The 21067-nt window shown below is 41.2% G+C and carries 12 protein-coding genes; 6 read left to right on the forward strand and 6 right to left on the reverse strand.

All coding sequences use genetic code 11. The annotated features are described in order from the left end of the window. Positions 1 to 54: 54 nt before the first annotated feature. Positions 55 to 273, reverse strand: a complete 219-nt coding sequence (locus BMY70_RS11120) for a hypothetical protein (RefSeq protein ID WP_090335243.1) — start codon at positions 271 to 273, stop codon at positions 55 to 57. 582 nt (positions 274 to 855) lie between these two features. On the opposite strand from BMY70_RS11120, the gene BMY70_RS11125 reads away from it, so the two are divergent. The 3 genes from BMY70_RS11125 to BMY70_RS11135 all read left to right on the forward strand — a co-directional run bounded on the left by BMY70_RS11125 (position 856) and on the right by BMY70_RS11135 (position 5948). Further along, complete coding sequence (locus BMY70_RS11125) at positions 856 to 2706, forward strand: MutS-related protein (RefSeq protein ID WP_090335244.1); 1851 nt, start codon at positions 856 to 858, stop codon at positions 2704 to 2706. 151 nt (positions 2707 to 2857) lie between these two features. Further along, positions 2858 to 3142: a helix-turn-helix domain-containing protein gene (locus tag BMY70_RS11130; RefSeq protein WP_090335245.1), complete on the forward strand. Its 285-nt coding sequence runs from the start codon at positions 2858 to 2860 to the stop codon at positions 3140 to 3142. Positions 3143 to 3500: 358 nt separating this feature from the next. Then, positions 3501 to 5948 (forward strand): TonB-dependent receptor, encoded by a 2448-nt coding sequence (locus BMY70_RS11135; protein ID WP_090335246.1) that lies wholly within the window; start codon positions 3501 to 3503, stop codon positions 5946 to 5948. Between the two features lie 338 nt (positions 5949 to 6286). Here BMY70_RS11135 and BMY70_RS11140 read toward each other — a convergent pair whose 3' ends face one another. After that, entirely contained in the window at positions 6287 to 7477 is a 1191-nt protein-coding gene (locus BMY70_RS11140) for a phosphoglycerate kinase (protein WP_090335247.1), read from the reverse strand. A 300-nt stretch (positions 7478 to 7777) separates the two neighbouring features. On the opposite strand from BMY70_RS11140, the gene BMY70_RS11145 reads away from it, so the two are divergent. Beyond that, positions 7778 to 9469 carry a VRR-NUC domain-containing protein gene (locus tag BMY70_RS11145; protein WP_229209567.1) on the forward strand — a complete coding sequence of 564 codons (1692 nt, stop codon included), beginning with the start codon at positions 7778 to 7780 and terminating at the stop codon, positions 9467 to 9469. Positions 9470 to 9527: 58 nt separating this feature from the next. Here BMY70_RS11145 and BMY70_RS11150 read toward each other — a convergent pair whose 3' ends face one another. Then, positions 9528 to 11147 carry a PorT family protein gene (locus tag BMY70_RS11150; RefSeq protein WP_143072083.1) on the reverse strand — a complete coding sequence of 540 codons (1620 nt, stop codon included), beginning with the start codon at positions 11145 to 11147 and terminating at the stop codon, positions 9528 to 9530. A gap of 278 nt (positions 11148 to 11425) precedes the next feature. Here BMY70_RS11150 and BMY70_RS11155 point away from each other — a divergent pair, with 278 nt between their 5' ends. Further along, the gene (locus BMY70_RS11155; RefSeq protein WP_090335249.1) at positions 11426 to 12748 is read left to right on the forward strand and encodes a M16 family metallopeptidase; all 1323 of its coding nucleotides are present in this window, start codon (positions 11426 to 11428) and stop codon (positions 12746 to 12748) included. A gap of 38 nt (positions 12749 to 12786) precedes the next feature. Continuing rightward, positions 12787 to 14163 (forward strand): M16 family metallopeptidase, encoded by a 1377-nt coding sequence (locus BMY70_RS11160; protein ID WP_090335250.1) that lies wholly within the window; start codon positions 12787 to 12789, stop codon positions 14161 to 14163. Positions 14164 to 14299: 136 nt separating this feature from the next. Here BMY70_RS11160 and BMY70_RS11165 read toward each other — a convergent pair whose 3' ends face one another. From BMY70_RS11165 to BMY70_RS11175, 3 genes are all read right to left on the reverse strand, one after another. Further along, complete coding sequence (locus tag BMY70_RS11165) at positions 14300 to 15757, reverse strand: amidohydrolase (protein ID WP_090335501.1); 1458 nt, start codon at positions 15755 to 15757, stop codon at positions 14300 to 14302. Positions 15758 to 15869: 112 nt separating this feature from the next. Then, positions 15870 to 17549: a RagB/SusD family nutrient uptake outer membrane protein gene (locus tag BMY70_RS11170; protein ID WP_090335251.1), complete on the reverse strand. Its 1680-nt coding sequence runs from the start codon at positions 17547 to 17549 to the stop codon at positions 15870 to 15872. Positions 17550 to 17636: 87 nt separating this feature from the next. After that, positions 17637 to 20891: a SusC/RagA family TonB-linked outer membrane protein gene (locus BMY70_RS11175; RefSeq protein ID WP_090335252.1), complete on the reverse strand. Its 3255-nt coding sequence runs from the start codon at positions 20889 to 20891 to the stop codon at positions 17637 to 17639. Positions 20892 to 21067 lie beyond the last annotated feature (176 nt).

Here is a 21067-nt window from a genome sequence, read left to right on the forward strand (position 1 = left end):
TTTGCAGGTTTTCAGCTATCCCTGTTATAATTTTGGTTGGACCTCTATCCGATCTTATTGTGTGATCGAGTTAAAAATCCCACCTAAATCAAGACCCAAACCGAAATTTGTTTTGTCTGACGATCCATCGTTATCGACTGATTCATTGCTGAAATTAAGTCCCAGCGCTCCAAACAATCCACCTGACGATGCAGAATCATTGCTGTTTCCCAATCCTAAAAGACCTCCATTGATTTCATTCATTTCTGCGGCATTCAATTCCTGAAATTTCATAATCTTAAAAATTTAGTTAACAATCGCTTACTCTTTTTCAGGTTTTCAGCGCTCCCTGTTTGAACTTCGTGTTCAGTGAGTGTAGTTAAAGCTTCATGCCAAATCCACATAACACCTTAGTAATCAAACAACTACAAAGAATGCTTTACAACTAAAAAGAATATTTTGAATGATCTGCGGAGCGCATTAAAACGTAAACGCGCATGGTCATTATATACTATGAAATGGAAATGAGCAAAGCCGACAAAAAATCAAAATCGAAAAAGAAGTAAGTTTTATACGAAATACTCCCCAACAGAGTAAAGCAGATATTGTAGTATAAATTCTAATAAATTAAACTGGTGAGTTTTTCTACAAACGGAGAAACTAGGTCAACACTCGCCACAAATATTACTTAATTTATACATTACAAGATTATTCTCATAAGCTCTGCCGGTCTGTTAAATGCAGAAACAATTAATACCGTCACCATGGCAAAGGTGAAATCATAGTTATTAGAAAGCTGCCATTTGGTTACATTGCCTATATTGCGCAACTTCATTAAGTTAATCCTGCCCTTTGAATTCAACACTGAATAATTATATGGATATCTACAAAATTAAAGTTCGTGAGCTTGACTCTACCGTCGTTCGCCTCAGCGAATCAATAAACCGGCTTTCCACATTCAGGCTGGCCGCATTTGTTTGTTCTATCGTTGTTATTATTTTCCTCGCAAATGAGAGATTGCTGTTGCCCCTATTTTTTGTGATCCCGTTTTGTCTTGTCAGTTTTGGTTTGTTGATAAACCGATACAACCGACTTTTTAGACAGAGACAGAAAGCCAGTTTCTTGAAAGATATAAACATGACGGAGTTATCGAAATTAGTCAACAAATTTGAGAACCTTCCGAATGGTGAAGTTTTCGCGTCGCGAGACCATGCGTATTCTTCGGATTTTGATGTATTTGGAAATCATTCACTTTTTCAACTGATCAATCGAGCGACGACGGAGTCTGGCCGCCACCTTCTGGCCAGCTGGCTTTCTCGGCCCGCCAGCAAGCCAATCATTCTGGAAAGGCAGCAGGCAGTCAGGGAGCTCACACCCAAGTTGGATTGGAGACAAGATTTTCAGGCAGCCGGGCTTCCTTACCAAAATTCGAAAAGCGACTATAATAAACTTTTACAATGGATTGAAAAACCCGCTGAACTATTACCAAGAAAATTACGGTATCGTGTGATCAGTATTGTGCTGGCAATTCTATCAAGCATTTCTACTGGCTACTTCATTTATGGTTTGGCCTATTTTATAGAAGATTTTTCGGCAAAATTCGTAATCCCGCTATTTGTAACTTTATTTATCAATTCCCGTTTTTTAAAAACAGTCAATCAAATTGCCGAAGACATTATTGATAATACACACCGGAATGTTCAAGTTTTGAACGGATATCATGCACTGATTATCCAAATCGAAAACGAAAAGTTTGATTCTGAATATTTACAAAGGATCCAGTCTGCTTTTAGCATAAATAATTATTCGGCAGCGACTGAAATCAAAAGGCTAAGATCTATACTTGATGTGTTTCAAAACAGAGGGACGAAGAAATCACTTGGAAAAAATGATTTTTATAGCATTTTTAACATTCTATGGCTACTGGATATTCACTGGATTCTCCGGACAGAGACCTGGAAAAACAAAAACAGCAGTCAAGTGCGAGATTGGGCATCAGCGGTCAGCGAATTTGAAGTACTCACCAGCCTGGCCGGATTCTCCTATTCCAATCCATCTTATACGTTTCCCGAAATAGTTGATGAGCCTTACATCATCGACTTTAGAACGATGGGGCATCCGCTGATCACAATTGAAAAGAGAATTTGTAATGATTTTAATTTGTCAGGTCGAGGAGAAATTGCGATGATCACGGGTTCCAACATGGCGGGAAAAAGCACGTTTTTAAGAACGGTCGGATCAAATCTGGTTCTGGCACTGATGGGCGCTCCCTGCTGTGCCAGATCTGCCCGTGTATCTTACATGGAAATTTTTACCAGTATGCGTACCCAGGATAATCTCGAGGAAGGGATTTCCTCTTTCTACGCAGAGTTAAAGAGGATTGAACAATTGCTTAATTTAATAGGCAGCGGAAAACCGATATTTTTTCTTCTGGACGAAATGTTTAAAGGAACAAATTCGCAGGACCGTTACAAAGGAGGTGCTTCACTGATAAAACAATTAAGCGAACTTAACGCCTTTGGTATTATATCCACACACGATCTGGAATTGGCCCACCTGACTTCCAACAATTCCGCCGTTGCCAATTTTAGTTTTAACAGCGACATAACAGACGGCATAATCTCCTTTAATTATACGCTCAAAAAAGGAATCTGCACTGATTTCAATGCAAGTGAGCTGATGAAAAGAAGTGGTATCAAAATTATTTCAGACCTTACTTGCAAATGATGGAGTGGTTTTAATCAAACTCTTTTTACTTGATAGTATCCGGAATACGCTGATTTTTCATTTTTCACGAGACAAAGTAATCCGAACAGTACATAAAATCCGTATATAATGATGAATACGTGATGATGTTTTAATTAACCTTTGATACTCTATGAATGTTGCGGTGGAAACGAGAATAAAAACGGTGGCAGCAAATATTAGGAAAGTAAGAGAATATAGAGATTATACCCAGGAATATTTGGCAATGAAACTCGGAATTTCTCAAAACGCATACAGCAAGATTGAACTTGCTTACACAAGAATCACCTTGGAGAGACTTATCCAGATTGCTGCTATTTTAGATATCGATGTGATAACCCTCATAAATAGTACAAGTGAAGACCTTTTAAAACTAAATACCTCTACTGTTCCAAACGGAGAATTGATGAAAAATTGATGATTTATAGATAAGTGGTTGGTATTTAAAAAGCAGGAAATTTTCTAATCGGAAAGCTTCCTGCTTTTTTGTTTAAATTCAATTTGATACCATTTCTGCTCGTTTCATCCTGCTTTTCCTACCATTTAAACTTTTTTTCTTTCTTCATGCAACATTCCTGCTTCTATTTGTATCTATCAAAAAAAGTCAGTCGCTTGGATTTCCGTTCATATAACAAAACAACCATTTATGTAATCTAAGGTTCTATGTTATACCAAGTACTTATCTTTGCAATGTAGTCGATATTTCGCAAGGCAGACAGAAGATCAATTTCGGGAAGCCAAGACTGATATCGCTTGAAAATAAAAATCTATTAGCCATGAAATTCTTTATTAATCTAACGGTAGCATTGCTACTGAGCGGTAGCTTTGTGCTCGCTCAAACTCCTGCAACAAAAGGAAAAGTGTCCGGAGCTATCCTGGATGAAAAATCACAACCCTTTCCTTTTGTCAATGTCTTGCTGCTTAAAGCGAAAGACTCTACCCTTTCCAAAGGACTTGCTGCTGACGAAAATGGAAAATTTCTTTTCGATCAGGTTGATGCAGGAGATTACCTGACGTTGGTATCGATGGTTGGCTATCAGAAATCGTACAGCAAAATTTTTTCTGTCTCCGACAAAATTGTTAGTCTTCCTTCCTTCATCCTTCAGCCCGAGTCTAAATCTCTCAATGAAGTAACTGTCACTGCGAAAAAACCATTTATAGAGCAGGAAATCGACCGGACAGTCATTAATGTTGAAAACAGCATTGTCTCCGCCGGAGCTACGGCACTTGAAGTTCTTGAACGCTCACCGGGTGTAACTGTGGATCAACAAAACGACAGGCTGCAACTTCGCGGAAAAGATGGTGTCATTGTGCAAATCGATGGCAAACAAACCTATCTGACGCAGGCTGAACTCGTGAATTTATTACGAAACACACCGAGCGACAATATTGAAAAGATCGAGCTGATTACCAATCCATCTGCAAAATACGACGCAGCGGGAAATTCAGGAATCATCAATATCAAGTTCAAGAAGAATAAGAATTTCGGAACAAATGGTAATTTCTCAATCGGCGGCGGCATTGCTTCACCTGGTTACGGTCGCGGAAACGGCTCGCTTGCATTGAATAACAGAAAAGGAAAAGTAAGTCTTTTTGGTACCGCCAGCGCTTTTGAAGGAGAAGGTTTTAACAGGCAAGTAATTTACCGCGCAATTCCTTATGAAGGTAAGACGACAACTTTTAACATGGACTCGAAGAGTGACTGGCGAGCGAGAAATTATAATTATCGTGTAGGTATGGACTATTTCGCAACAGATAAAACCACGATCGGTGTCTTGTTTTCAGGATTTTACAATGCGTGGAAAAATCCGATTCGTGCAACAGATGCTGAGATATTAAATGACGATCTGAGCCTTCGTCAAACCTATCATACTGATATGAATGCCAATAATCACATGAATAACATCAGCGCCAATGTTAACCTTAAACACCAGTTTAACGACAAAGGCAAAGAGTTGACATTTGATGTGGATTATGTACAATATGACAGCAAAGGATATAATTTCCTGGATACCAGATACTTTAACCCGGACGGAACGCCGACAGGAAATCCTGATATCGTTCGCAACAATATGCCTGCTTTAATCAATATCGGTGTAGCAAAACTGGATTATATGCAGCCAATCGGTAAGGGAAAATTCGAAGCAGGTTTGAAATCAAGTTATGTTAAATCTGACAACAATATGATTTTTGAAACTTTCGGAGATGTATGGCAACTGGATCCCTCACGTACCAACCAGTTTAAATACACTGAAAATATCAACGCCGGATATGCCAATTACAACGGTCAGTTTAATTCAAAAACGAAATTCCAACTTGGGTTACGTGCCGAACATACACATGCAATTGGAAATTCTGTAACCCTGAACAGCATTAGAGACCGCAATTATCTGAATATTTTCCCTAGTGTTTTCGTGTCAAGAAATCTGGATAGCAGCAATGTTTTGAATCTGTCATACAGCTACCGGATCGACCGTCCAAATTATCAGTCGCTTAACCCGTTCGAATATTATTTGGACCCTTACACGTTTCAGAAAGGCAACCCAAATCTTCGTCCGCAGTATACACATTCCTTTCAGCTGGTGCACGTTTACAAAAGCTTTTTAAATACGACATTAGCTTACAGCAGGGTAAAAGACATGATTGCCGACGAGGTTCCAATGTTGGTTCCTGAAAAAAACCAAACCTACGTAACAACAGAAAATCTTGATAATCAAAATTATATAAGCCTTACAATCTCAGCGCCAATTCCTGTTAAAAAATGGTGGAATATCCAGACAAATATATCGGCCGCCTATAACCACTACCAGACGTTTTACCGGAATGCGCCATTTGATATGAAAATTTTTACTTACAACGCATTCGTAAATAACACCTTTACGCTACCTAAGAACTGGACCGCAGAAATTTCAGGATGGTATAACAGTCCGGCTATTTATGGACTTCTATCTTCCAAAACGCAAGGCGCTATTAATCTTGGTTTGCAAAAATCACTGATGGATAAAAAAGCAACGATCCGTCTGAGCGTTCAGGATCCTTTCTGGACAAACAAATTCAGAGGTACAACGAAGTTTGAAGACATCGATTTGAGAGTAAAAAGTACATGGCCAAGTCGCCAGGCGCGCATCACGTTTACCTATCGTTTCGGGAACCAGAATGTTAAAACAAGACAACGCAACACGGGTTCTGATGACATCCAGTCTCGTGTGAAAAGCGGAAGTTAAAAAGAAAAATACAGGTCAGGTTGTGACTTTATTTATAAATTAGTTAGGTTAATAATACAGATAATCCATTCTTCAATTGAGGAATGGATTTCTTTTTTTGTTTTCGGCTGCCGGCTGCCGGCTATTAGCATTCAGATTGCAGATAATGACAGCATAATCTAAAATAGAACTCAAATCTGTCCATTGAAACAAAAAAAATTGAGAACCGGACACCAAGTGTCCAGTTCTCAATTCTTAATTTCTACAATCAGCCAGTTGTTAAACTAATACGGTTATTGCCAAAGTATCTAACCGGTTTATGCTTGATAGCTGACGGCCGAAGGACAACTGCTCCAATATTAGCTTTCCAAAGCAGCAACGCCTGGCAAAACTTTACCTTCCATATATTCAAGCAATGCACCGCCACCTGTTGATACATAGCTCACGCGGTCTCCATAACCTGCATTGTTCACAGCAGAAGCAGAATCTCCACCACCAATTAGTGAAAAAGCATCGTTTTCTTCTGTGGCAGCAACAACTGCCTCAGCAATTGCGTTTGTACCAATAGCAAAATTAGGGAATTCAAAAACACCCATTGGGCCGTTCCAAAGAACTGTTTTCGAAGATGCAATGATCCCTTTGAACAATTCGATTGTTTTAGGTCCAATGTCCAAACCTTCCCACTCAGCTGGAATTTCGGCTGCTGGTACCGTCTGGCGATCTGCGTCGTTACTGAATTTATCTGCAATGACAGTATCGATTGGCAATACAAGATTTACACCTTTTTGTTTCGCCTTTTCAAGCAATTCAAGTGTCAACTCCAATTTATCTGCCTCAAGTAATGATTTTCCTATATTTCCACCTAATGCTTTTGTAAAAGTATATGACATCCCGCCGCCGATGATCAAGTTATCAACTTTATCCAGCAGACGCTCGATGATTAGAATTTTATCAGAAATTTTTGCTCCGCCCATGATCGCAGTGAAAGGGCGCTCCGAGTGTTCAAGCAATCTTTCAGCATTATCCAATTCAGCCTGCATTACATAACCACAGACTTTGTCAGCGAAAAACTTACCGATAACTGCCGTAGAAGCGTGCGCACGGTGAGCCGTTCCGAATGCGTCCATCACCCAAACATCTCCCAGTTTAGACAATTTCTCAGCAAATTCTTCATTTCCTTTTTCTTCTTCTTTGTAAAAACGAAGGTTCTCCAAAAGCAAAACTTCACCAGGCTGTAATGCTGCGGCCAGCTCGGTTGCGCTTGCTCCGATACAATCGTCAGCAAACTTTACTGTTTTACCTAAAATTAAAGAAAGAGGGTTAACCAAATGTTTCAAAGAATATTTTTCCGTTGGCCCATCTTTCGGACGCCCAAGGTGGGACATCAAAATTACAGATCCTCCTTCATTAAGAATCTTGCTGATAGTAGGTATGGTCGCACGGATACGGGTATCATCCGTGATCTCAAACTTGTCATTAAGCGGTACGTTAAAATCAACGCGAACCAAGGCTTTTTTGCCGGAAAAATTGTACGAATCTAATGTTGTCATGGGCTCTAAAAGTTATTTTCCATTGGAAACAAATGTAATTCAATTCTATATAAAATACTACGTTAATCAAAAATGGGCAATGTTTGTATTGTCAAAGTCCTATTTATACTATCTATTTTTCCAAAAAACAGCTCAAATACCATAAAAGGTGTGCCATGGAATAGTCTATTTTGCTAAATGCATGAATTTAATTTTAATCTTGGCACAAAAGATGTGAACAGACAAATATTTGCGTAATTGTCTCGTTATATTTGGATAAACTTTGCTGGTAATCAGCCTTAACATACTTCATTAACAACTGTGCAGATTAACGAATTTCCAAAGGATCTTCCACCAAAATATTACCACGATTACTTTGGTTATGTGCTTGACTTCGTACGCAAAATGTACGAACCCTTACTAAACGAGAATGAACTTTCATTTCTGAATGACTACAATTCGCTTTCGGAGGACGCCCAATGCCTTTTTATCAGGTTCAGTAACAGAAGCAAATCTTTTTTTCGGGTTAATAATCTTTCGTATTCTGAGATAACTGATATTCCGGCAGCGCTGAACGAGCTGCACGACAAACAATTTATTCAGGCACTCTGTGAACTGCATGAGGATCGGTTTGAAGAAGTGATGGAATTATTTACAAAACCGGAACATCTTTCGTTTACAAAAATCCTGGAACCGGAAATTATGCCCTCCAAATCAATCCGGAAGGCTGATTTGATTCGCTGGCTTTTACACGAATATGAATTTAAAATAATCTGTGAAATCATTCAGGAAACTGAGCCGATCGTAAAAGTCAGTTTTGAAGCGGAAGTAATGATGATGAAATTTTTGTTTTTCGGTAACCGTTATGCCGATATGACAGAATTCGTAGTCCGGGATTTGGGACATGTTCGGTTTCAATCTTTTGACGAAGAGCATCTGGCGATCCAGTTCGACACGCGCAAAGATGTCGACGATACGCTGATGATTTCGTTGATGAAGGAAACTTTTGACGTGCTGAAAAATGCGGCACCACCGGAAGAGATTTTCGACTGGTTTATGAACTGGCAAACCGGCATATCCGGAAATCTGAGTAAGAAGGCAATTCCCTCCTACCACCTTTTTATCCTTCGCGTTAGTGCCTGGCTGGAACGAAAAAAAATGCTGTCTCAGGCACTCACGATATATCAGCTGACGAACGACGCTCCGGCTCGCGAAAGGCGTGTAAGACTTTTATATAATCTTGGTGAAATCGAAGAGGCTCTGGCACTCTGCGAAGAAATTGCCGAAAGTCCGCAAAATGCTGATGAACGCTATTTTTCTCAGGATTTTCACGAAAGAATAGTCAATAAAAAGAAGCGCGCGGTAAAACGAACTACTCAAGCTTTAAAAGACGCCAGCAGTATCGACATTCCGATTTCCTATCGTTTCAGAGTTGAACGAGGCGCGATTGACTATTATAAAGCGTTAGGTTCAGAAGCCGTTTTCAGTGAAAACGAGCCTTGGCGTGCTTTGTTCGGTCTTTTGTTCTGGGATATTATTTATGACACAAACGTGAAAGCAATACATAATCCGTTGCAGAGGGTTCCGTCAGATTTCTTCCTGCCTGATTTTTATTATAAAAGATCGGATCAGCTTCTGGCGCGGATGAAAGATGCTGATTCAAGGGAAGCAATTTCTGATATTGCAGAGAGGACATTTCAGGAAAAGTTCGGGATAACGAATGTGCTCGTCAGCTGGTATCCGGATATGCTTGAAACCGTACTTCGTCTAATTTCTCTGTTAACGCCTGAACAAATTCATGCTGTGCTGCTCGAGATGGCTTATAACCTTCGTGAAAATACCCGGGGATTCCCTGATTTGCTGGTTTGGGATGAAAACGAGTATTCGTTTATCGAAATAAAATCACCAACAGATCACCTCTCATCCAGACAACTCCATTGGCTTCATTTTTTTGCCAATCACGGTATAAAAAGCAGGATTGTGCGGGTAAAATGGATTAAGGAAGAATTTTAAAAAGGGCTTCGCAATTTTTGCGAAGCCCTTTTTAAAATTTATTTACCCTCAGAAACCGTCACTTTTTCTGATAGGCTCTTTTAAATATTCCTGCTTTGCCTTTTTTCACAGGTGCTGAATAATTGATCTTGTTTTTCCCTTGCGGTAAACCTTCGCATTCACCCGCGACAACTGTTTCAACTGAAGTATAAACGGTAGTAGCCCAGCTTGGAATTTTGATGTTCGAGATTTCGCTGTTCAAGTCAAGTTTCGACGCATCACAGTCATCTCTTTTAACAGTTCCTAACAAATGGTACTGAGAAATTGTTTTTGAAACGGTATCCACAGGGCATATACAGCCTACGCAGGAAGTAGGCGATTTTCCATATTTAACACGTTTGACTTTAACCTTTTTATACGCATAAACTTCCAGGAAGCACTGTTTGAAGCAGCTCGGCACTTTAACCTTAACCGTATCCGGACTTTGAACTGCAAAACCCGTTGTACTTGGCTCGCTGATACAAGACGCACAGGTAGAAATCTGCTGGCTCTGTACAGTTACATAATACTGCCCTTCCACCGGACGGCCGGTTACAGGATTTAAATATGCTGCCGGCCAAGCCATTTTTGTCTCTTTTTGGCAAACAACCTGCGCGATTACATTATCCATTCCGCCATTCAACTGATGCAGACGTGCTGTGAAAGTTTCACTTTTTGTGCTGTCTAAAATCGTACGGCTTTTCCAGCTGATGTTGATACTATCCGCTTTCGAAGAATCCAGTGTACTGAAGATCATCCCCTTGACCGACTTGCCGTTAATCATCAATTCAAGATCAGGCGCTTCGCAGATGAGTGGCGGAGTCGGAGCTTTCGGAACAGGAACATCACGTACAAAATTACGACGAAAGGCGAGGCCGGCTGTAAAACCACCATGTTTACGCTGATAGCTGTAAATTGTGGCCCCGGGAAAAATATAGTTCACTTTTGTTCTAAAACCTGCTGCCTCCACTCCCCACGACCAAAGTCCTTTTTTGCTCGGAAAGAAAAGTCCGAGGGTAGCCAAAAGCCCTGCGTGATACCGTTTGTCGGTCGCCGTTACTGAGTAAATATTATTCGAAGTAGCCTCGTCATACACAAAAATAGCGGCAGGCGTTGTCCTAAAAAGACCGCCACGAACCGATGCTTCAATAAAAGGTGATCTTGGTTTCTTTCCGAAAGCATAACTCAGAACCGGCCCCACTGCCAGATAATGATCTTCTGACGAACCTTTCCTGATAACCGCCCTGTTCGAACCCGATTCTGCAATAATCTGATCAAGGAAAGTATCAAGATCGTTTCGCAAGAAGAACATTTGCAAGCCTGCAACAGCACCGACACCAAATTTCAGCTGCTTCTTCTTTTTGACATTAAAGAAGTAATCCGCATTTAAACCTGCATGGAAACCGATTCCGTTGAACAAAGATTTATCCCGGTACTTATCGGAATTAAACGTGCTTGACCATTTACCGCAGAAAGCCACAGCAGGACCAATAAACCCACCAACCCGCCATGGACTTATTTTTTGCTCAATGCCAATTGTATCACACCCGCCAGCTGGATTCGGACAATTTAAATTGGCAACATTTTGCCCCAAAGCAAGTGAATGCACAAGCAAACAAAAAGCGAGGGAAAACATTTTAAGTAAAAATAGTTTTTTCATAAGTAAAAAATAAGAATTGAGTGGATGTATAAAATATTTGTGGCTCAGTATATTAACAGTAATGACGTCAAAATACCCGGATAGTAACAAACCACGTTCACTTTATTTTTCAGCAACTTATTAACCGGATAAAAAACCTAAGAAATTAAATATGAGTGACTTATATCGCAATACCGAAAAACAGTATCAAAACCTCCCAATTCTTACCACTCATCAAATTGCCTGTTCACGTTTCGGTTTTTTGACTATTATTACAAAAACAAATTTTATATTTTGATATGAGGCTACGTAAACTATTGTTCGGAGCAGCAATGATGGCTGGCATTGGTATGGCCAATGCTCAAAGTAAACCCGAAGATGTAAAAACATTTACACTGGGCAATGGTATGAAATTCCTGGTACTGGAAGATCATTCGATACCGAACGCAAATATGTATCTGTTCTGGAAAGTGGGTTCCAGAAACGAGGTTCACGGTATCACCGGATTGTCTCATTTCTTCGAGCATATGATGTTTAACGGATCGAAAAATTACGGCCCGAAACAATTTGACCGGCTGATGGAAGCCAACGGCGGTTCGAACAATGCATATACTACTGAAAACGTAACAGTATATACGGACTGGTTTCAGAAAGACGCCTTAGAAACAATTTTCAAACTGGAATCTGACAGAATTTCGGACCTGACTATCGATCCGAAAATGGTGGAAAGTGAGCGTGGTGTGGTATTGTCGGAAAGAAGCACCGGTCTGGAAAATAGTAATTACCGCCTGTTAGGTGAGCTTGTACAATCGGTTGCTTATCAGGAACACCCCTATATGTTTCCGGTTATAGGTTTTGAATCGGATATCAAAAGCTGGACACAAAGCGATCTTGAAAATTATTTCAAAACATATTATTCTCCAAATAATGCTACAGTGGTAGTGGTCGGCGATGTGACGGTCGATCAGGTTCGCAAGCTGGCGGATCAGTATATGGCGCCGATTGAGGCAAGAGGCCTGCCCCCGAAATTACGCACAGTAGAACCCGAACAAAATGGCGAACGTCGGGTGACAACGTATAAAGATATTACGACACCCAATGTTCTGTTGTCTTATCACACGCCGCAAACCGGCCATGAAGATTATTATGCACTGGATCTGTTCAGCAGCTTGTTAACATCCGGAAATTCGTCGCGTCTGGTAAAGTCATTGGTTATGGATACGACAATCGCATCCCAGGTTTACACTTTTATGAGCGAAGATTTTGATCCGGGGCTGTTCAATGTATATGCAATCGCCGGGGATAGTATTTCTGCTAATGACCTTGAAAAGTCGATTCTGGAACAAATTGACAGTGTTATAAAAAATGGAGTGACGGCGAATGAGCTTCAAAAAGTAAAAAACCAGAAACTTATGGAGTTTTACCGCAGTATGGAAACCATTAATGGAAAGGCGAATAGCATGGGAACGTATGAAGTCTTTTTCGGCGATTTTAAAAAAATGTATGACGCGCCAAAATTATACGAGAAAGTGACTATTGAGGATATAAAACGCGTCGCTGCCAAATATTTCACGGAAAGAAACAGGACGGTTGGTTATTTATTACCGGAAAAGAAAGCCTAAACTTTCTTGTCTTAAACCAAGATTTTTAAAGATCAAGTATGAAAAATATATTATTCGCAGTTCTCGCATTTATAACATTTTCCGCTTCGGCGCAGGATAATTTCAAAGTGCCCAAATATGAAAAATTTAAGCTGAAAAATGGGCTTACAATTTATCTGATGGAGCAGCACGAGGTTCCGCTGATCAATGTTTCTGCTGTTTTCGATGCCGGATCAATTAATGACGGAGATCAGTATGGCCTTGCAAATCTTACTGCTGATGCGCTGGTTTTCGGAACGCAGAAATATACAAAATCTCAAATTGAAGAGATTACCGATTTTGTTGGCGCCGATTTATCTACATCTGCCGGTAAAGAAGGCGCGAGTATCCGTTCGTCTTTCGCTGTAAAAGATCAGGATAAATTATTCGATGTCTTACAGCAGGTGATCATGCATCCCGTTTTTGACGCGGCGGAATTTGACAAACACAAACAACGCACATTATTGGAATTATCTCAGGCAAAGGAAAGCCCACGCAGCGTGATTGGCAATTATTTCAACAGCTTCATTTTCGACAAACATCCCTACGCAACACCGACGACCGGCACAAAAGCAACCGTTGAAAAAACCTCTGCTCAAGACGTGAGGAAATTTTACGAGACTAACTATACATCAGGAAAAGGTGCGATTGCAGTAGTTGGCGATTTTAAAACAGCCGATATGAAAAAGCGGATTATATCTCTTTTTGGAAACTGGAAAACAGCAGAAGCCAGAATGATAAAGCGGGTGGTACCTGAACTGAATTTCGAAAAAAGCCGCGTACTGCTGGTTAATAAAGATGACGCACGGGAAACGACTTTCTTCATTGGAGGAAAAGGAATACCATACAGTTCTCCTGATTATATCCCGGTTTTGGTTATAAACACCGTTTTGGGTGGCCGCTTTACGTCCTGGCTCAATGATGCGCTCCGTGTTAATTCAGGGCTTACTTATGGAGCAGTCAGCCGTTTCAGCCGCTATAAAATGGCAGGAACTTTTGTAGTGAGCACATTTACAAAAAACTCCTCGACAATCCCTGCTATTGATATGGCTCTGAGCGTTCTTGACAGTTTACACAAAACAGGAATTGATGAATCTATTCTGAGATCTGCGAAATCATACGTAAAAGGTGACTTTCCGCCCAACTACGAGTCTTCCGGTGCGCTTGCAGGATTATTGACAGATATGTTTCTTTACAATTTTGATGAAAACTTCATTAATACTTTTCAGGCAAAAGTAGATGGTCTGACGACAGCTCAGGCCAAGAGTATCATCGAACAATATTTCCCGAAAGACAAGTTGCAATTTGTCCTGGTTGGTAAAGCTGCTGAAATAAAAGAACAGGTTAAAAAGTATGGTGAGATAACGGAAAAGCAAATTAAAGCAGACGGTTATTGATTTTTATTCTGCTTTCGGCATTCGGCTTGCTCGATTTGCAAGTCTAGAAGCTGACAACCGAAGTTTATTAATTTAAATATCTCAGCTTTCGGAGAGCTCCTGAAAGCCGATCGCCGAAAGCTGAGGTATCTTATGATCAATTCCGATAATCAAGTGCCGGTTTCCGTTCTCCCAATAAGGCGTTGTATTTAAAATCCGCACCTCTTGCTTTCTGCCAATCTGTTTTTGCTTTTTCGATCAGCGCCGGATCTTTAAACAAGTCAATTGCTGTCAACGCCAATGTTTTAGAAGCGACCATCATTCCTTTTTTACCGATCTCTGTACCACCGGCGGCGACTGCCTGCCAGCTATGAGCGGGAGTTCCCGGAACCCAGGTCGCCGTAGCCAGGCCAACAGTTGGGACAGCCCAGCTCACATCTCCCACATCGGTTGAACCGCCCATACTCTCCAGTTTTGTCGAAAATGGAGCTACTTGTTCAGCATCCGTGTACTTAGGTTTTGTTTCTGTCGAAGCGGGAAGTGTGCTTATAATTTTCTCAGCAAAAGCGATTTCTTCTTGAGAATATTTTAATCCGCCAACTGCATCAAGATTTGTGTGCATGACTTTGGCAAGTGATTCGATCGGCAGGAGGTCGTAGGTACCGCCGATTATTTCCACTTCCAGTTTGGTACCAGTTCCCATGGCTGCACCTTTTGCAGCTTCCATAATCCTGTCCCAAATCCCTCTTAATACATCACGGTTATGATGGCGCGCATAGTAGTAAACCTCTGCAAAAGCCGGAACCACATTAGGAGCTTCACCTCCGCGGGTGATCACATAATGGATTCGCGTATCCTGAGGAACATGCTCGCGCATCATATTGACCATATAATCCATCGCTTCCACTCCGTCCAACCCAGACCGACCTCTCTCAGGCGCCCCTGCCGCGTGCGCGGAGACGCCGTGAAAACGGAACTTTGCAGAAATATTCGCCAACGCGGAAGCCGGATTTGCAGAATTCCGATCACCCGGATGCCAGTGCAAAACGACGTCGGAATCTTTGAAAACACCTTCGCGCACCATATAAACTTTACCTGAACCTCCCTCTTCGGCAGGACAGCCCATTAGTTTAATTGTGCCCGTATTTCCATTTTGTTTAAGCCAGTCTTTAACAGCGATTGCCGCCGCAACCGAACCTGTACCAAAAAGATGATGACCACAAGCGTGACCTGCTTTTTGTCCTGAAATAACTTTTTTTTCCGGAACCGCTTCCTGTGCCATTCCGGGCAGCGCGTCATATTCCGCCAGAATGCTGATTACCGGCTTTCCCTTACCGTACGTTGCGACAAATGCTGTCGGGATTCCGGCAACGCCCTCTTCCATTGTAAAGCCCTCTTTTTTCAGCTCGTTTATTAAAATAGCTGTACTTTTCACTTCCTTATAGCCTACCTCAGCAAAATCCCATATCTGTTTGGAGACATCGCCATAATGATCTTTTTTCTTCTCCAGATTAGCGATAACTTCTTTTTTATCTTTGGAAAGTACCGCTTGCGCAGTAGTCTGCAAGGCACAAAGGCTCAGCAGTGCAAAAAATCCGATCGTATTTTTATTCATATGTAACAGTTTTGGTTCAGATAAAACAATGGCATTGTAAATGAGACAGGAAGGCAGTTTCCCGCCTTCCTGCAATTTCGTAAAATGAAATATCTTACTCTTTATTTCAGAATTAAAAATTCGGATTCATCGTTGCCGCTCCCGTCGAAGGATTCAACACGGATTCATCAGCCGGAACATCCCAATAATCCAGGAAATTATAATTGATCGTCGCATTTTTATTAACCACTCCCGCGGATGTCACAACCGTATTTCCATAACTTCCGCCACCGTTTGTTATGTCGTAGGTTCTTCCCCATCTTCTGTTGTCATAAAAAGATAATCCGCGGTAAATCAACGCAACTCTTCTTTCTTTAACAAGCTCCGTCATTGCTCCTGCAAGTGTTAAACCCGTTCCTGCAACGGGAGCCAGTCCCGCTCCGAGATAAGTCCTAACCAAGTCAATCTGCCCAAGCCCTACTGCGATATTGCCCAGACGGATGTTTGCCTCAGCCATCATAAGTGTGTTTTCTTCATAACTTCCGGCAATATAAAGTTCATAAGCACCAACTGATTTACTTCCGTAAACATATACCCCGGCCGCACCGGCACCACCGTCAATGATGTTATAACGTGTCGTGAAAATAAAGTTGTTTTTGTATGTTGTTGCAGTACTGAAATTATTCGTAAAACGCTTATCATCGGCTTTAAAATTCTGAACAAACCGCTCGCTGATCTTGAATGTCGAACTGGTATTCACACCCGTTGTCAAAGAAGCTGCCGTTCCGCCGGTTGCCGAAAAGAAATAATTGTTTGCCGTACTTCTTCCGGTGAAAACAACATCACCCTTTTGAATTCCTTTTGAACTAAGCGTTAAAACAGTATTCCAGTCCGCGGCTGTCATAACAGACGTGGAAGATTTCGTGATTGTTGCTGCCGGATTCCCGTTGACAAAAGGCGATAATTTGTTGACCAAAAGATTACGCGCAAGCATGGTATTGATATTTCTGATCCACATTTCCTTTGTTGGCACTCCACCGTTTCCAACCTGGGTGAATTCCGGGATCAGTTTACCCAAAATCGCTTCATAATCGCCTTCGCTTGTAATGCCGCTGATCGTCGTCGCCGCCAGATTATAATACTCATCCGACTTGGCCAAAATAGCATCGTGAAGTACATAATTACTACTTTTCGCGCCGACTTCGTCCAATATCAATCCGGAATAATACATCGATCCGATCGATCCGTAAGCATAACCTTTCCACCAGTAACACCAGGCTTTAACCGTAGCAATTTTCGACGCCGCGTCCCCTGAAAACGGAATATTGTCAACGAGGCTTAAAACAGTATTGCAGGCGTTATTCATTGCATACATATTCAGCCACTGATAATACGTCGCATTATTTCCTGCACCGGTTGCAGCACGCGTGTTGTAAGTTCTGAGAATACTGATGGACGGCGCCTTGTTTGTTTCTTTCGTACCATCGTCAAAAATTACATAATCCGGAACTCCGATTGTAGCAACCTGATTATTGGAAGCATCGGCAGAAACATTGTCAGCAAGAAGTTCATTATACCCCCATGGAAGCGAAAAATAACTATTTCCCAACCAGTCGTCGCCTTCTTGGAAACCGTTGATATAAACACCCCCTTGCGCCAGAGAAATTAATCCCGTTTCTGTATTTACGTTCGCATCGATCGTAGGGGCATTGGGATTTCCAACGTCCAGCTTGTCTTTACAACCAAAGTTCATAAGAACCAGAGAGGCTGTAAAAACTGTTTGAATCAATATATTTTTATTGCTGATTTTCATATTTTGAAATTTTATTGTTTACAAAAAGAGGGAAGTTGTCTTTATCTGACCTCTGATTTAGTATCAAATAACTAGCCGTCAGACTAACTAAAATCCAATATTCAACCCAACCTGATAAGATTTTGTATTCGGTAAAGTACTGTGATCCACGCCTCTGTCAAAAGACGAGTTTGGAGAACCAGAACTAACCTCAGGATCATACCCTGTGTACTTCGTAAACGTCAGGATATTTCTTCCTGTGAACACCAGCTGACATCTGCTCAAACGTGGAATATTTATCAGTTTAGCCAAATCGAAACCCAGAGAAACATTTCGTAAACGCATGAAAGAAGCATCTTCGAGATAATAATCTTTGGTCGCGTTGTTTCCGGCACCACTTGGACTTCCCCAAAGTGCATAATAAGCACTGCCATAGTATGAAGAAAATGCACCCGTTTTCCCATCGATCGTAACCGGTGTCTCAAAATCGCCATGGATACCATCACGATACATCCATTCTTTTGTCTGATTGTACAAATGGCTTTTGTAAACCCAGTCAAACTGGAAATTTAAGGTCAGAAAATCCTTGAAATTAAAATTGTTGATGAACGAAGCGTTGAACTTCGGATTGGGGTTTGCCAGCGGATATGTTTCATCCGTGAACTGAATTTGATAATCTGCTTTTCTTACCACACGACCATCCACCAACTCATAAAGGCCTTCATTCCCTTCGCTGATATACCGTTCTCCGTTTTTACGTGTAAAATCAAGACTTGGTAAAGCTTTATAACCAAAAATCTGACCTATTTGCTGTCCACCCGTCAATACCAGCGAAGTTGAGCCCGCATTGGAAGTCAGGATAATATCCGCACCGCCTTCCACAGCATCAATTTTTGATACCTGATGGCCGAAGTTTGTCGTAAAATCCCACTTAAAATTTTTTGAACTGTAAACCGGAAGATTTAACGAAAACTGAACCCCGTTCGAAGACATATCGATCGCGTTGGTCAGCTGCCCCGTTGAACCGTTTGAAGGCGCCACACTCACAGTGTAGATCACATTGGCACTTTTACGTTTCCAGTAGGTGAATGAACCGTTGATATCATTAAACCAGGAACCGCTTTGATTTGTATTAATCGTAAAATCCGTACCGACTTCAAATTCTTTCGACACTTCAACCTGAAGGTCTGCATTATTTGTAGTCGTCGGAATTGTGTACACCAACGCATCACCAAGATTTTGCTGGCCCAAAACCGGATATCTGTCAAAAGCACCAGGCTGAATACCTGCTTCTCCATAAGCCGCTCTCAATTTAAAATATGGAACTGCATCTGTTAAAGTAGAATTTTTCAGGATCGAAAATGGCAGGATATGGCCGTCAAAGTGGGGAAAAGTAAACGGTTTGGATCCTCCGCCAAATGCTGACGACCAGTCGCTTCTGAAACCTGCCGTAATCCCACCATAATCGCCAAAGTCAATTTTCTGATTGATCAGATACCCATACGTTACAAACGGCTCCTTGTAATCCCGGCTAACAGCCTGAGACGATGTTGAAGAAATATTCGTTGGCGGAGCCAAAGAAAGTCCGACACCGTAGGTATCATATTCTTTATACATCTTGTTACGATAGTCAAAAGAGACCTGCGTACTTGTTTGAATAGGCAATTTAATATTGAAATCTTTCTCAAAATCTGTTCTGATATAGGCCGTAGCCAGGAAATTCTGGAAGGTTGTGCTATACTGCCAATCTACAATTTCACCATTAAAGTCTGGTGCAAAAGTGCTTACGTAATTATCGTAATAAATTGAGTTTAAATTCTCTGACTGGTTTTTATAAGTCCATCTGGAATTTTCCGTCCGGTAGTTGATGCCATATTTTGCGTTAAGTTCAAGAAATTTATTGACGGTATAATTCGCATCAAAATTCTGAATGACATCGATTTTATGATCAATGCTGCTTGCATACTGCTGACGGTAATACGGATTACCCGCATTGATACTCAAAAAATCAGCGGTCTGATAACCAGGATAATTCCCATCTGACATTTTTGCTGTCAGGTCAAAGAATGGCGACGTATTAAGAAAGGAAAAAACTCCACTGTTCGTGCCAAGCGTATTCCCTTTCCCATAATTCTCCCCACCCGCGGCACCCAAACCAGGAACCAGGTCATTTTTGGTATATACCAATTGCGTCGTTGATCTGATCTTGAAACCTTTGAACAATTCAGTCCCCAGGTTGACAGTTAAATTGCTTCTGTCAACCGAGCCGTTTTTCATAACCGGGCTAACGGTATGGTTATTCGCAGCAGCGATTGAAAAATCACTTTTATCGGATCCACCCGAAATACTCAAACTGTTGTTGAAAGTACTTCCTGTTTTAAAAACCTGTTTGAAGTGATCATAGTATTTTAAATTGGCATTGTAAGGTTTATTTGCAATGTTTTGACTGTTTAAAAGAGCAAGACGAGCCGCACCACCGTAGGTATAGGAAATACCTTCAATTGACCCAACTTCATTATAGGTCAGAATATTCCCCTGTGCATCAACAATATTATTATTTGCATCAGTCAGATAAGGATGCAGTCTCGCTTTATGGACATCACCATTATTAAGGAAAGTATTAGCGGAATAACTTGTTGAATAATTGATCGCAAGCGCACCTTTTTTCCCTTTTTTGGTAAAAATCTGGATTACCCCGTTCGCTCCCTGAGCACCATATATAGCAGCAGAAGCCGCGCCTTGGACGACTTCCACGCGTTCTACATTACTCAAATCCAGCGAGTTAATATCCGTGGAAGCAATTTGCACGCCATCAACCATAATCAATGGCTTCGTTCCTCCCTGTACCGTATTGATACCACGCAGAACTATGTTGACCGGGTCGCCCGGATTACCACTGACGGATGAAATCTGCGCTCCCGGAATTTTACCGATAAGTGCCTGGTCGATAGAGGCAGTTGGCGTTTGAGGCAGATTTTTACCTGAAACACTTTCCACAGCAATCCCTAGTTTTGCTTTGCTTGTTGCAACGCCACTACCAGTAACGACAATTTCGCTTAACATGCGTGCGTCAGAAACCAGTTTTACGTCAATAACTGAAGAGCTGCCCAGTGTTACTTCCTGAGGAAGCATACCAACAAAACTAAAAACAAGTTTTCCCTTGCTCGGAGCGGTGATTTTATAAGTTCCGTCCATGTCCGTGGTCGTACCGACATTTGTTCCGCCAACGAGGATGTTCACACCAGGGAGTGGCGACTCATCATCGGCAGATGTTACAACACCGGTCACTTGCCTGTCCTGGGCCCATAGCAATGATGAGCAAGAGCATGCGCATAGCATGCTCAGGAGTAAAATTTTCTTCATTCAAAATAATTAGTTAGGTAGAAATGTTACTGTACTTTGGGACTCAATTTATACAAAGAATTAAACAATACAAATTTCTTAAAATTTTTAATTAAGCCATATTTAATTTGCCTTAACACGGTTATTTACAATATTTTAATAGCCAAATTAAGCAATATACCTTCTATCCTATTTTA

The organism is Dyadobacter koreensis, from assembly GCF_900108855.1.
Classification (GTDB): Bacteria; Bacteroidota; Bacteroidia; order Cytophagales; family Spirosomataceae; genus Dyadobacter; species Dyadobacter koreensis.